The organism is Acetobacter senegalensis, assembly GCF_001580995.1.
GTDB classification, from domain to species: domain Bacteria; phylum Pseudomonadota; class Alphaproteobacteria; order Acetobacterales; family Acetobacteraceae; genus Acetobacter; species Acetobacter senegalensis.
This window is the reverse complement of the sequence record NZ_LHZU01000025.1, coordinates 1-1,056: the sequence shown is the minus strand read 5'-3', so window position 1 is coordinate 1,056 and position 1,056 is coordinate 1. Positions and strand designations below refer to the sequence as shown.

Annotated in this window: 1 protein-coding gene; it reads right to left on the bottom strand. The window is 51.0% G+C overall.

Translation table 11 applies throughout. The annotated features are described in order from the left end of the window. Positions 1 to 273: 273 nt before the first annotated feature. A partial coding sequence (locus AD948_RS00150) for a hypothetical protein (protein ID WP_456303752.1) occupies positions 274 to 1,056 on the bottom strand: 783 nt, incomplete at its 5' end.

Here is a 1,056-nt window from a genome sequence, read left to right as displayed (position 1 = left end):
ACACCGCACCAATCCCGCGTAGCGGGTTCGTTCTTCCCCCCTGCGCTGCCTGTCCGCTCAAGGAATATGAAGCAGACAGGCGAGATACGCCTTAATATCGGACATTTCATGCGTCGAGAAGCAAAACACAAAGCGGACCTCGACTGGCCGAGTTATCTGGCACACCATCAGGAAGCTAATAGTCAATATGTCGCTATGTAGTTCCGAAAATTAAAAAGCTAACATTATAGACCGATACTGCGCATAATTTTGCAAAGAGGCGCGCGGCGTTGGTCATGCCTTCCCAGAGGTGAAGTCAAGCACCACCACGTCAATGAATGCGCGGCGTGCCTCAGGAATTCGGTCAATCAACATCGCACGCATCTCCTCGGCACTTTGCGGAGCGTCAAGCCCTTCTGGATGTAATTTTAGGCGCCGATTGGTCTTTGCTTGGATTTCACCAAACCATAAGACGCAATAAATGCCGTGCTGCTCAGAACGCCATTCTGTCAGATATTGTGCATCGAGCTGACTGATCGCAGCATCCCATACATCTTTGTTCCACTGTCCCTTGATTTCCACGGGTAACTGCATCCTCCCACGCGCAAAGACGAGGTCCACGCGCTTCGTATGTGGCATGTCTGCCTCGGTAATCCGCTCAATACCGTATCTGTAGAGTTCAGAGCCGATTAATGCTGCCAAGCGGTCGCGACAGCGAATCTCGTCCCGCGGAACACCGTTATCTGTCCAGAATTCGGCGACGGAATCGAGGTCGTCTCCAGTGAGTTTACGCTGCGCGATTTCCATCTCCTCGAGCACTAACGTCTTCAGGTCCTTAATATTATTTGGAGGTCCATCTTTGAGCAATTTTGAAAGACCAGAAGGCATGAGCGGCGAAAATTTCTCTTCAACACGTTTCTGACGTTGCTCTGCGGCTCTGTGCCGAATTAGATTGGTATAAGTGTCTGACTGTGTGGCAATCAGGCGGTCCATCGCCTCGACTGCCTCGTCGCTGGCGTCGTTAGCAACCCAACTGATTAGGGCCAATCGACATTCAGGATTTCCAAATAGGCTAAT